At 68.9% G+C, this 12070-nt stretch carries 10 protein-coding genes; 5 read left to right on the forward strand and 5 right to left on the reverse strand.

All coding sequences use genetic code 11. The features are described from left to right. Positions 1 to 5: 5 nt before the first annotated feature. On the reverse strand, positions 6 to 1430 hold the full coding sequence (locus ACIRG5_RS42930; RefSeq protein ID WP_402916270.1) for a glycoside hydrolase family 28 protein: 1425 nt from the start codon (positions 1428 to 1430) through the stop codon (positions 6 to 8). Between the two features lie 140 nt (positions 1431 to 1570). On the opposite strand from ACIRG5_RS42930, the gene ACIRG5_RS42935 reads away from it, so the two are divergent. After that, positions 1571 to 2533, forward strand: a complete 963-nt coding sequence (locus ACIRG5_RS42935) for a helix-turn-helix domain-containing protein (RefSeq protein ID WP_402916272.1) — start codon at positions 1571 to 1573, stop codon at positions 2531 to 2533. Here ACIRG5_RS42935 and ACIRG5_RS42940 read toward each other — a convergent pair. The 4 genes from ACIRG5_RS42940 to ACIRG5_RS42955 all read right to left on the reverse strand — a co-directional run bounded on the left by ACIRG5_RS42940 (position 2527) and on the right by ACIRG5_RS42955 (position 8148). Continuing rightward, positions 2527 to 6234, reverse strand: coding sequence for a S8 family peptidase (locus tag ACIRG5_RS42940; RefSeq protein ID WP_402916274.1), 3708 nt, complete (start codon positions 6232 to 6234; stop codon positions 2527 to 2529). The two genes, ACIRG5_RS42935 and ACIRG5_RS42940, sit on opposite strands and share 7 nt — an antisense overlap. Before the next feature lie 151 nt (positions 6235 to 6385). Beyond that, positions 6386 to 7021, reverse strand: a complete 636-nt coding sequence (locus tag ACIRG5_RS42945; protein WP_402916276.1) for a lamin tail domain-containing protein — start codon at positions 7019 to 7021, stop codon at positions 6386 to 6388. 137 nt (positions 7022 to 7158) lie between these two features. Beyond that, positions 7159 to 7641 carry a lamin tail domain-containing protein gene (locus ACIRG5_RS42950; protein WP_402916278.1) on the reverse strand — a complete coding sequence of 161 codons (483 nt, stop codon included), beginning with the start codon at positions 7639 to 7641 and terminating at the stop codon, positions 7159 to 7161. A gap of 198 nt (positions 7642 to 7839) precedes the next feature. After that, the gene (locus ACIRG5_RS42955) at positions 7840 to 8148 is read right to left on the reverse strand and encodes a helix-turn-helix transcriptional regulator (RefSeq protein ID WP_402916280.1); all 309 of its coding nucleotides are present in this window, start codon (positions 8146 to 8148) and stop codon (positions 7840 to 7842) included. A 254-nt stretch (positions 8149 to 8402) separates the two neighbouring features. On the opposite strand from ACIRG5_RS42955, the gene ACIRG5_RS42960 reads away from it, so the two are divergent. The 4 genes from ACIRG5_RS42960 to ACIRG5_RS42975 all read left to right on the forward strand — a co-directional run. Continuing rightward, the gene (locus tag ACIRG5_RS42960; protein WP_402916282.1) at positions 8403 to 8813 is read left to right on the forward strand and encodes a nuclear transport factor 2 family protein; all 411 of its coding nucleotides are present in this window, start codon (positions 8403 to 8405) and stop codon (positions 8811 to 8813) included. Beyond that, positions 8810 to 9427 (forward strand): ScbR family autoregulator-binding transcription factor, encoded by a 618-nt coding sequence (locus ACIRG5_RS42965; RefSeq protein WP_402916284.1) that lies wholly within the window; start codon positions 8810 to 8812, stop codon positions 9425 to 9427. The genes ACIRG5_RS42960 and ACIRG5_RS42965 overlap by 4 nt, the downstream gene beginning before the upstream one ends. Positions 9428 to 9519: 92 nt before the next feature. Further along, a complete protein-coding gene (locus ACIRG5_RS42970) occupies positions 9520 to 10746 on the forward strand; it encodes an ATP-grasp domain-containing protein (protein ID WP_402916286.1) in 1227 nt (408 codons plus the stop codon). Between the two features lie 73 nt (positions 10747 to 10819). Beyond that, the coding region (locus tag ACIRG5_RS42975) for a serine/threonine-protein kinase (RefSeq protein ID WP_402916288.1) at positions 10820 to 12070 on the forward strand (1251 nt) is incomplete at its 3' end.

Raw genomic sequence — 12070 nt, forward strand, 5'->3', positions numbered from 1 at the left:
TCCCCTCAGACCTTCTTGCCGTTGATGGTCACGTTGGTGAACTTGGTGCCGTCCGCGTTCTTGATGCTGGGCTTGGCGGTGGTCACGTTCGTGAAGGTGCTGTTGGAGATCGCGACGTTCCTGATGTGCGACTCGTCGAGTCCGTCCAGGGTGACGGCGGTCTTCTTGACCCCGTTGACGGTGAAGCCGTCGGCGGTGATGTTCTGCACCCTGGGGTTCACGATCGGGCCGTAGCCGGGGCCGGTGAGGCTGTAGTTCAGCGTCACCATGATCGCCTCGCGGTCGACGTCGGTGGCCTTGATCCGGCGGGCGTGGATGTTCTCGACGGTGCCGCCGCGCCGCTTGTTCGTCTTGATGTACAGGACGTGGAACGGTTTGTACGACGACCCCTTCTTCACCGTGCAGTCCTGGAAGAAGACGTTGCGCACGCCGCCGGACATCTCGCTGCCGACCGTCAGGGCGCCCCAGCGACCCTCGAACGAGCAGTTCTCGATCACGATGTTCTCGCTGGCCACACCGACCCGGCGGCCGTCGATGTCGCGACCTGCCTTGATCGCGATGCCGTCGTCGCCGCAGTCGAACCGGCATCCGGTGATGTGGACGTACTGCGATGCCTCGGGATCGCAGCCGTCGACCATGGCGCCGCGGCTGTACACGAAGATGTCGCGGATCGTCACGTTGCAGCACAGCACCGGATGCACGTTCCACATCGCGGAGTTGCGCAGCTGAACGCCTTCGACCAGTACGTTGCGGCACTCGTACAGCGTGATCATGTTCGGCTTCAGGTAGTGGCCCATGCCGAACTTCCGGTCGGCCACCGGCCTGTTGTCGACGGCCTGCTTCTGCAGCTGTTCCCAGTCGGGCTGCCGCTTGCCGTCGTAGTCGAACCACGGGCCGGACGGGGCCTGGCCGTCGATCAGGCCGGGTCCGGTGATCGCGATGTTCTCGGCCTTGCGGGCGTAGATGAACGACGAGAAGTTCATGCACTCGATGCCCTGCCACCGGGTGTAGACCAGCGGAAAGTCCTTGGGATCGGTGGAGAACAGGATGGTGGCGCCTTCCGAGACGTGCAGGTTCACGTTGCTCAGCAAGGTGATCGCGCCGGTCAGGAAGGTGCCCTTGGGCACGACGACCTGGCCGCCACCCGCCGCGGTGCAGGCCTCGACGGCCTTCCTGAACGCCTCGGTGTTCTTAGTCTTGCCGTCGCCCTTGGCGCCGTACGCCGTGATGTCGAACCTGGCGTTGGGGAACGTGGGCGGCACGATCTTCGCGAGGATCGCGGGCACCTGGTCCCACGGCGACTCTGCCATCGGTATCGCGGTGTGGTCCTGCGCCGAGGCGACCGGCGCCGGCAGGAACGAGCAGGACAACATCGTGACACCCGCGGTGGCACCGGCGACTTTGAGGAAGTCGCGGCGATTGGTCTCCATCGGCCGTCCTTTCGCACGCATGCGTTGGCAACAACTGCGAGCGGCGGCGATGAGAAGGTTGTGAAAACCTTTTCAACCGATGTCTACACCCGTTTCCGGCCCCGCGTCAACGGCTGCCCGAAGTCGGCATACTGGCTTGCGTGCTCGGATTGCGTCCGACGGAACTCGCGGTCTACGAGGTGCTCGTGGACTCCTACCAGCTGGGGCTGGCGGAGCTGTGCCCCGCGGCGGAGCTGCCTGAGCGGGAGGTGCGAGCCGCGCTGAGGTCGTTGACCGAGCTCGGCTTCGTCCACCAGGTCGACGGGCTGCACACGGCCGTCGCCCCGGACGTCGCGCTGGCGGCGTACTTCCTGCGCCGCGAGGAGGATCTGCGGCGGGAGCGGCTGCTGGCGGGCGCGTTGCAGGTCCGCTACGAACGAGCGGCGGGCGTGCGCGCTCCCGCGGACCTCGTCGAGGTGGTGCACGGGGCGGAGGCGATCTCGCGGCGCGTGGACCAGGTGATGCGCACGGCCCGGCACGAGGTGCGGTTCGTGGACAAGCCTCCGTACGCCAAGGCGCCCACGTCGTTGCACCCGGTGGAGGATGAGCTGCTGCGCCGCGGCGTCCGGTTCCGGGGCATCTACGAACGCCAGGCACTGGAGCTGCACGACCTGCGCGCCGACCTGGAAATGGGCCTGTCGCTGGGGGAGGAGGCACGGGTCGTCGCGGTCGCGCCGACGAAGATGATCCTCGCGGACTCCCACCTCGGGCTCATTCCGTTGTACAGCACCGAGACGACGCTGGAGAGCGCGGTGATCGTGCACCGGTCGGCGTTGCTCGACTCGCTCGGGGCGCTGTTCGGGAAGCTCTGGGACGACGCGGTACCGCTGTCGCTGCCGGGACAGCCGGCGAGCTCCGAGGTCTCGATCGCGGACGCGCGGCTGCTCGCGTTGCTGGCGACCGGGTTGCCGGACCGCAGCATCGCCAAGCAGCTCGGGCTGAGCTACCGGACGTACCAGCGGCGCCTGCACCGGCTGATGGACGAGCTGGGCGCGCAGACCCGGTTCCAGGCGGGTCTGCGCGCGGCTTCGAGAGGTGCGGGTTCCCTTCTACCGCCTCAGTGAGTGCGGAACGCCTTCTGGATGGTCTGCGTGACGGTGTTCCCGGCGCCGTCCCTGGCGTCGGTGCGCAGCCACACGTCACCGCTCGGCTTGTCGATCGTGACCTGCCAGCGGCCACCCTCGGGTTCGATCCGCGCCGGCCGCCAGGTCACGCCGTCCGCGGACCACTGCACCTTCACCACGGTCACGGGCGCGCTGCTCGACGCGGTGACGTGGTAGACGAACGGCGTGTTCGCCGGTGCGGAGTTCGTCAGGTCGAGCGGCAGGTCGTGCCGCAGCTGGACGAGCGGCTGGAACTGGCAGCTCGCCGCCTGGGCGTGGCAGGAGTAGCCGCGCGGTGGCGGGTTGAGCGAGCGGCGTGACTGGAACGTCCACGTCGTCTCGGTGCGCGGGGCGAGGGTGAACAGGACGGGGTTGACGGCGCCCGCGACGGCGCCCGGCGCGTGGCTTTCGACCTTCTCCAGGCGATAGGTGGCCTGGTCCGGCGACAGCGGGAAGGTCGGGTAGTACGCCAGCGGGTCCTGGTTCTGCGCGATCTCGCGGTCGCCCTGGAAGAGGCGGACCTTGGTCGTCGTGAAGAACTTGCTGTTCTGGTAGGGGTTTGTGTAGTGGCCGGCGCTGTCGTCCGTCCACTGCAGAGCGGGGACGAACGTGTCGCCGGTCCGGCAGTCCGAGCAGAGCTGGCGCCACGCGTCGCCCGCGGCGGGGTAGCGGGCGGGGTGGTCGGACTGCAGGTCGATCGCGGTGCTGTGCATCGGTCCGGCGAACCAGCGCTCGAGGGCGGGCGCCTGGCCTTCGCGGAACACGTTCTCCTGGTACATCGCCATTGCCGCGCGAGCGCCCTTGTCGTCCGTACCGCTCAACGTGACCGAGCGCTTCCAGACGATCCGGTCGTCGCCGGGGCCGATGTACTCGTTCCACGCGGCGGGCGGGGTGAACGTGGTGCCGCGCATGATCTGCGTCTGCCACAGCCCGGTCGGGAACGGGTACCAGGTCTTCTGCACGGTGAGGCCGGGTTTGTCGGCGTGGTAGGAGGTCTTGCGCAGCACGAGCTTCGCGGGGTCGACCGCCTGCCGGTGGGCGGCCGGGATGCCGTTGGCGTCGAGGTAGCTGAGGTTGAACACGGACTCCGGACCGGACCTGATGCTGAGCTTGATCGCCGGCTGCTTCGCGAGGAACTCGCCGTCGGCGTTGCTGACGCTGAGCGAGGGCAGGGCGGTGCTGGCAAGCCCGGTCAGCGGGAGCGCGCCCGGTTGGTCCACATAGGACAGCAGGGCCTTCCTGCCTTCCTGGGCGGCGGTGGTCGCGGCGGCGTTGGCGGCCTTGACCATGACGGCGGGGGTGTCCGGCTTGATCTTGACGACCTTGACGTCGGTCCGATCGCCAGACCACTTCGCGGACAGCACGGCGACGTCGCCGTCGGCCTTGAGCGTGCGGCCGCCGGAGGTCAGCGTGACCGTGGCGGTCTGCAGGGTCACGTTGTCCTGCAACGAGATCGCGCCCTTGCTGGCTGCGGGGGACGGGGTGGCGCGGATCTCCCACGGAGCGGTGCCGAGCGCGGCCGAGGTCTCGGTGATCAGGGGCAGGTTGCCACCCTCGGCGGGCAGGACGCGGCGCATCGTGACGGTGCGGTCGCGTTGCTCGGCCGGGCCCGGCGGCACGACCTCGATCGGCACGGTCCGCTGCGCGTCGAGTGAGACGTCCTGAGCACCGGCGACGGTCAGTTCCGGTGCGGCCAGTGCGGACCAGCGGCGCACTCCTGCCGTGTTCTCGGTCGCCCAGCTCACCGCGGAGTAGCGGCCGCTCGGCACGTTCGCGACGCCCTCGCCGTTCACCACGTCGAAGACGTAGCTGAGGGTGTCGTCGAACGGGTCGTTGGCGTCGTCCTGGCCGTTGGAGTCGTCGATGAGCTGGCCGAAGGCGGGTGCGGGTGCCCTGCCCGCGGTGTCGCGCACGTGCACCGACACCGGGAACGTCCGCGGTGCCTCGTAGACGCTGACCGCGGTGCGGAGGGTGGTGTCCGCGCCGGTGGCCGTGACGACGCCGCCGTAGACGCCCGCCGGACCGGCGTCGGGGTCGAGGGTGAGGATCGCGGTGGCCTGGGAGCGGGCCGGAACGGTGAGACGGGAGGTGCTGAGCCGGAACGCCGTCGTGGACGTGCCGTCCCAGCCCTTCAGCGCCGCGGCCAGGTCGAGGGTGATCGGGGAGTCGGAGTCGTTGCTGTAGGGGAGTTCCCGGGTGAGCGTGTCGCCGGATCCCTTCTCCTGCCGCCCGAAGCTCACCGACGCCGGTCCGGTTGCCTTCGCGGCCACGGCGCGTGCCACGTCCAGCCGGCCCGCGCCCTGCTCGAACCACGGCATGGCCACGTCGGCAGCGCTGGTCACGAGTGCGTTCTTCAGTTGCTGCGCGGTCCAGCCGGGGTGCTGCTGGGCGAGCAACGCCGCCGCGCCCGCGACGTGCGGCGTGGCCATCGAGGTGCCGGACGCCGCGGTGTACAGGTCCGAGACCGGCGCGCCCATCGACGTGTCCGCGGCGCGCGCGGCGACCACGCCGACACCCGGTGCGGTGATCTCGGGCTTCACGTACGCGTCGCCGATGCGCGGGCCGGTGCTGCTGAACGGCGCACGCTTGTCCTGCCGGTCGACCGCGCCGACCGTCAGCGCGGACGCCGCGGCACCCGGAGCGGTGATCGAACGCCCAGCAGGGCCGTTGTTGCCAGCCGCCACCACGAACAGCGCACCTGTCTCGGCGGAGAGCTGGTCGACCAGCGCGCTGAGGTCGTCGGAGCCGTCCGTGACGTCGCCGCCGAGGCTGAGGTTGACGATCTTCGCGCCGGACCTGGCCGCCCACTCGATGCCCGCCATCACCTGCGAGGTGTCACCCTCGCCCGCGCCGTTGAACACCTTCGCGATCTTCAGCTTCGCCGCCGGGGCGACGCCGGAGTACTTCGGGCCGGTGCCCGCGATGATCGAGGCGACGTGCGTGCCGTGACCGTGGCGGTCGGTCACGTCGGGCTCGTCGGAGAAGTTCGCCGTCTCGGTGATCTTCGCGGCGATGTCGGGGTGGTGCTGGTCGATGCCGGTGTCCACGACGGCGACCGTGACGCCCGCGCCGTTGAGGCCCGCCGCCCACGCCGCCGGGGCACCGATCTGCTTCGTGGTCTGGTCGAGCGTGACCCGGATCGGCCGGTCGTACTTCACCCGCACGCCGGACTTCACGCTCATGTCCAGGGAACGCCAGAACTCCTGCGCCTTGGCCTTCTCCACGTGGATGCCCGACGCGTTGAGGGTGTTGATCCTGGTGTGCGCGCTGGCACTGAATCCACCGGTCATGAACACCGGGACGGAGGCCGTGCGGTCGTCGGACTGGCCGGTGCGCACGAGTTCGGTGACGTTGAAGAGGGTCTCGTCGACGGTGCCGGACGTGACCGCGCCGATCGCGTCAGAGGGGTAGACGTGCAGACCTTTGCCCGTCGTCATCGTGTGGAAGACCGGTGGCTCGCCTTCCCTTGGCACGGCGTGGATCTGGGCGAACTTCCGGCCGTCCGAACGTTCGGTGTAGTCGACGACGTCCCCGGTGATCAGCGTGATCCGGTGGGACGCCTCGGACGTCTGGGGCGGCGGGGGTGCTGGGGCGCCCGCGTGCGCCGGTGGTGCGACGAGCGTGGCCGCGGCGATGGCTAGTGCCAGGACGTGTCGGAACACGGCGCCTCCTCGTGATCAGTTCACAGCAGGATGAGGGGCCGGAATTCCTTGCGGAACAGTGGAAAGCGGCGGTTGGTCGCCGTTGGCGACTTCGCGCCACACGACGGAGCCCGGACCGTCGGTGACGGCCCGGGCTCCTGGGGGTGGTCGGTCAGAAGGTGCGTTCCTGCAGCGAGAAGTCACGCTGGTTGTTGTTCGTGTCCTGGCTCAGGATGTTGCGGGTGTTCGAGCCGCCCAGTGCGGCGGTCTGCGCGGTTTCCGGCGCGGCGTTCACGCTCTCCTTGGGCGTGACCGCGCTCGCCGAGAACGCGACGCCGTCGATCTTGAAAGCGGTCGGCGCGTTGCTGCCGAAGATCGCGACACCGCCGTACACCGGAATGCCCTCAACACCGAGGAAGTTCACCGGGAGCACGTGTTGCGTGCTCGTGGTGCCGGAGAACTCGGCGCCCGTCAGCACCAGCGTGGAGCCGACGTTGTTGTTGGGCGCCAGCACGATCGGCTGGCCGAGGGTGTCGACCATCGGGATCGTCTGGATGACCTGGTTCTGCTGGTTGTAGATCTTCAACACCCAGTTGGTGAGGTCGAGCTGCTGGTCGGTGGTGTTGATGATCTCGATCGCCTCGTCGAGCGGTCCGTTCGGGCCCATCGTCGAAACCTCGTTGACGAGCACAGCCGGCACGGCCATGACCTCGGGAGCACCGGGCTCCTCGGCCGCGGTCGCCATTCCCACGAACGCGATGGTGCTCGCGAATGCGAGAGCCGTGGCTCCGCTCAGCAGTCGACGCATTGTCCTGGTCCCTTCGAGAAGTTAGTTGCGGGCATTTCTCGTGGTGGCCTGTCTGGTCTGGTGAAATGACCTGTCTTGCCGCCGGGACCGACTTTGCTCTGATTTCTCGTGAGTCGTAAGGGGCCATTAAAGCGAGGTTACGGATTGATTTCTCCGGGAGTGGGAATGTGGCAGGTGAAGTCGGTGGAGTTGTGGTCGGTGTCGCGTGAGGTGCTGTCGCGGCCGAGCGAGGTGCCCTCGCCGGAATTCGGGCAGGGCGTGGCCGGTCCGTCTTCGCGGCACGGTGAGGACGAGGTCAGGCCCACGCTGTCGGTGTGTGCGCCGTGCCGGTTTCGAGCGATAACGCCCGAGCCGTCCACTGTGCTCACGACGATCCCGTTGGGCACCGTTCCGCTGAACGCGCTGCCGACTATCAGGAAGTATTCACCCGGAGGTAGCACGGTGTCCGGTGGGATGGTGGCGAGGATTCGCGCAGTGCTGCCGGCGCAGGCCTGGACCGACCATCCTCCGATGTCTGCCTCGGTGGAGCCGGTGTTGCGCAGTTCTACGAATCCGCTCGATCCGAGCGCGATCTCGTTCACTTTGACCGGGGAGACCCCCGGTGCGCCGCCGAACGCCATCCCGGCGAGTAGCAGGTACGTTGCGACCGAGTTTCCCAGGGGTGTCACAGATCGCAGTCTGGCCCGGCCCGGTGGTCGTCACAGGGGGCCAAAGACCTGCTCTGCCTGGGACTTGCGGGAAGGCGGTGGCCGCGAGGTCCTGGCGGTGCACCGCTTCCCTGACGGGGGGCAGGTTCCCTTCGGCCTGCCCGCGCTCCGTTAACCGGAGTGGTCTTCCGAGGTTGCCCTGCGTGTCTCCCGCGCGATCGTCGCCGCCTTGTCGACCGCAGCGTGCGGCACGTCGAGCGCCGCGCTGAGGAAGGCACGCCAGTAGGGGCCGGGAATGCGTTTGCCGCGTTCCCATCTCGACACTTCTTCACGGGTGATGCTGTCGTTTTGTGAGATCTCGCACAACAGGTCCGCGAGTTCGCGCTGGGTGAGGCCCTGCTCCCGCCTCGCCTGCGGAATCAGCGCGGTAATGGGCGGCACATCCTGGTGCTCGGTGGCTGGTAGGGCTGCCTTGAGCACGGTTCTGCTCCGTTTCGGTGTGATGAGTGGGTGTGTAGACCACCATGCCGCAAAGTCTGGATCATGGGGCCCTGCATTGCGGTGATACCGGCGGTCGTTGAAAGTTCGCGTACCACCAGAATCCGCCGATCGGATGTTTGGGTGAAAGAGAACTGGGCCAACGGGGTGCGCGTTCTCGCATTGTGGGTCTTTGACTAGTGTGACCGCGCCAGGACCGTTGCGACAGCAATGACCGAGATGAGAAGGTGGAGAAAATGCTCTCGACGGTCGAAGTGGTGCAGGTGTTTCTCGCGCGGCTGGCCGCGCAGGACGCAGCGGGCATCGCGCGGTTGTGCGCACCGACCGTGGAATGGGAGGCGCCCGACCCTGGTGGCGCCCGGTGGACGACCGGCCAGCGCACCCGCCGGGAGGTCGAGTCCCAGTTTCTCACCCTGTTCGCCACGTTCGGCCTGGAGCGGCTCTCGGCCCGCCAGGTGATCGTCGACGGAGGAGACGCGGCCGTGGTCGGTTCGGCACGCTGGCGGGTCCTGACCACGGCAGAGCGCGTGGACGTGCGCTTCGCTGCCGTCGTGTCCGTGCACATGGGAGAGATCGAGCAGTACTGGCAGATGCCCGACACATTGGCTGTCGCCGTCGCCACAGGGGCCGCGCGGACCGAGGCATGAGCGTCAATCGTGAGAGATCGGCCCGCACGAGGGCCAAGCTGCTGCACGCCGCCGCGGAGGTGTTCGACCGCGAGGGTTTCGCCGGATCCAGCCTCATCGCCGTGTGCGCGCGGGCGAACGTGTCGAAAGGTGCGCTGTATTGCCACTTTCGTTCCAAAGAGGCTCTCGGCGTCGCGATCATCGAGGAGCAGTCGCTGTTGTGGCACCGGTTGCGCGACGAGCAGCTCGCGATCGAGCAGTCGCCGGTCCAGGCGCTGATCGCGATGTCGTTCGAGTTCATCCGCAGGCTGGACACCGACCTCACCGTGCGGGTCAGCGCGAAGCTGTTGCGGGAGGCGGTGTTCTTCGACGTCGTGGCCGCCGCGCAGGTCGTCGGCTGGGTCGCCGTGGTGCGGGAGCTGCTGTCGCTCGCGCGGGAACGAGGGGAACTGCGGCCGGAGGTGAACGTCCGGCACGCGGCCGAGCAGATCGTCGCGGAGCTGCTCGGACTGCAGTTCGTGGCCCAGGCCCTGAGTGGCGGCACCGATCTCCGCACGCGGCTCGCGCGGGTCTGGCGGGCGTCTTCTGGCTGTTTGGTGACAAGACCTGTCTATGAGGCGTTGCGTTTCGAGTGACGGTCGTCTCGACCCATTCGAGACAGGAATGCCCGCTCGCGCCAGGGCCGTTGTGCTCCTCGTTCGTCAAGTGTCCTAACGAAGGAGCAAGGGTGAGCAGCATCGTGGTGGTGGATCCGTACTCGGCGGGCAAGGGCATCGCCCCCGCGTTCGCGGCGCGGGGCGTCGACGCGATCGCGGTGCTGACGACGGAGAAGCCTCCCGCGGGGCTGGACTGGATCCCGGACGACTTCGCGGAGGTCCACGTGCTGCACGACCTCGACGAGCTCGCCGCGAAGCTGGCCGGGCACGAGCCGATCGCCGTCGTGCCGGGCACCGAGACCGGTGTCGAGACCGCGGAGACGTTGTCGGAACTCATCGCGCCGGGCCGGTCGAACGTCCTGACGCTCTCCTCCGCGCGCCGCGACAAGTGGCAGATGGCCGTGGCGCTGCGCACCGCCGAGGTGCCGCACCTGCGTCAGATCAGCTCCGACCGCGTGGACGAGGTCGCCGCGTGGTTGCGGCGCGAAGGCCTGGAGGACTCGCCGATCGTGGTGAAGCCGCAGGAGAGCGGCGGTACGGACGACGTGTTCGTGGCGATGCCCGGCGACGACTGGCGGGCCAAGTTCAACCGGATTCTCGGTTGCGTTAACAAGCTGAACATCCGCAACGACAAGGTGCTCGTGCAGGAACTCGCGGTGGGCACGGAGTACGAGGTCGACACCTACTCGGTCGACGGCGAGCACGGCCTGGTCGCGGTCTGGCGCTATGCCAAGCAACGGCGTGGCGACCGGCTCGGCATCTACCTGTCGAACACGCTGGTCGCGCAGGACGAGCCCGTGGTCGACGTGTTGTTCGGTTACGTGCGCCAGGTGCTCGAGGCGACCGGCGTCCGCAACGGGCCCGCGCACGTCGAGGTCATGATCACCCCCGACGGCCCGCGGCTGATCGAGATCGGCGCGCGGCTGGCGGGTGCGGAGCAGCAGGAGCTCACCGTGCTGGGCACCGGGGAAAGCCAGATCACCCGGATGGTGGCGCACCGCGTCGACGGTGACACGTCGGTCGGCCGGTACTCACGGCACCGGCACGTGAAGTCGGTGTACCTGTCCTCGCCCGCGGCCGGCGAGCTCGGCAACTCGGTGCGATTTGACGAGCTGGCCTCACTTTTGCCCAGTTACCAGAGCGACGCGCTGCCCTATCGCGAAGGTTCGACGGTGCCGCGAACCGATGACCTGTGGACGTCGTTGGGTTCGGTAGTGCTGGCGAGCACCGATGCCGACCAGCTGGAACGCGATGTGGCGGTCGTCAGGGAGATCGAAGCCGGACTGATCGTCGTGTGATCGTCAGGCGTGACCGGGTAGCCGTGATTCCACGCGACCCGTTAGGTTTTGCAGTGCGACGGAGCGGAGGCCCATGAGCGAGCGCTGGGACGGTGACCTGACGGGCACGGTGGTCGACGACCGCTACGTGATCGGGTCGCTGCTCGGCTCGGGTGGCATGGCGGAGGTCTACCGCGCGTACGACCGCGAGACCACGTCGTCGGTCGCGGTCAAGATCTTCACGGGCCCCGGCCTGCCGGACGACGAACTGCGCCTGCAGCGCGAGGCCTCGATGCTGGTCTCGCTGGAGTGCCCCGGCATCATCCCGGTCTACGCGTCGGGCTCGGTGTCGCGCCGCCCGTACTTCGTGATGCGCGAGATCACCGGCGGCACCCTGCGCCAGCGCATGCGCGAACCGCTGCCGCCCCGGTTCGTGGCGCGGATCGGCAGCCAGATCGCCGCGGTCCTGGACCACGTGCACGCCCTCGGCGTCGTGCACCGCGACATCAAGCCGTCCAACATCCTGATCGACGACGAGGAGAAGCAGGCGTACCTCGCGGACTTCGGTCTCGCGCTGGTGGCCGAGGTGACGCGGGTGACGACGTCCGGCGTGCTGGTCGGCACCGCCGGCTACCTGTCGCCGGAGCAGGTGCGCGGCTCGGACGTCGGACCCGCCGCCGACGTCTACGCGCTCGGCCTCGTGCTGCTGGAGTGCCTGACCGGGCGCAGCGAGTACCCCGGCGGCGACGCCGAGGCCGCGCTGGCCAGGCTCGCCCGGTCGCCGCGGATTCCCCTCGACCTGCCGCCTGCCTGGGAATCGCTGCTGTCCGCGATGACGGACATGAACCCGTCGCGCCGGCCGACCGCCGCCCAGTGCGCGCGCTCGCTGACCGCCGCTTTCGAGGCCAGCCGCGGGTTGCCCGCGTTGCTGCCCGACGCGGCGGTCGCTCCGGACGCGCCCACGGGTCCGGTCGTGCCGGAGCCTCGGTCCCGGCGGAGCAAGCGCCTGGCGATCTCGGCCGCGGCGGTGGCCGTCGGGGCGATGGCCGTGGTGGTGGCGAACTTCGCCGGTGGTGGGAGCGAGGCTCCGGCGGCGGACAAACCGGTGACTCCGGACGCGCAGACCCAGGTGGTGACGGTGACGCAGTCCGCGGTGACCGTGGTGCAGACACCGGACATGTCGGAGGCGCCGGGGGTGCCCGGTGCGCCGCAGCCAGGGGCGAGCGGTGTGAACCCGTCGAGCGGGGCGGGGCCGGGCGCCGCGCGGCGCCGCGGCGGGCGCGGCGGCGGGGCGCACGGGCGAAAACAACACGGCAAACAAACCCCCCAAAACCCAGGGGGGGCC

Origin of the sequence: Lentzea sp. NPDC102401 (assembly GCF_044765805.1) — a bacterium.
Taxonomy (GTDB): domain Bacteria; phylum Actinomycetota; class Actinomycetes; order Mycobacteriales; family Pseudonocardiaceae; genus Lentzea; species Lentzea sokolovensis.